The sequence below is a fragment of the Azospirillum griseum genome, from assembly GCF_003966125.1.
GTDB classification, from domain to species: Bacteria; Pseudomonadota; Alphaproteobacteria; order Azospirillales; family Azospirillaceae; genus Azospirillum; species Azospirillum griseum.
In genome coordinates this window covers 1-265 of record NZ_RXMA01000182.1, presented here as the reverse complement: position 1 = coordinate 265, position 265 = coordinate 1, and the positions used below count along the sequence as shown (strand labels likewise).

The 265-nt window shown below is 68.3% G+C and carries 1 protein-coding gene; it reads left to right on the top strand.

The window, feature by feature from the left end; genetic code table 11:
• A partial coding sequence (locus EJ903_RS26700) for a transposase (protein WP_174237373.1) occupies positions 1-265 on the top strand: 265 nt, incomplete at both ends.

The following is a 265-nucleotide window of genomic DNA, read 5'->3' as shown; positions in this document are numbered from 1 at the left end:
CTGGCCGGGTGCATCGAGGACCCGCGCGATCCTTTGCGCACCGTGCATTCGCTGACCGACATCATCGGCTTCCGCCTGCTGGCCATCGCGGCGGGCTATGAGGACGGCAACGACGCCGACAGTCTGCGCGCCGATCCGCTGTTCAAGATGGCCCTGGAGCGGCTGCCGTCGGAGCGCGACCTGTGCTCACAGTCCACCATCTCACGCCTGGAGAACCTGCCCGATACCCGCGCCCTGCTGCGCATGGGCCGGGCTCTGGTCGATC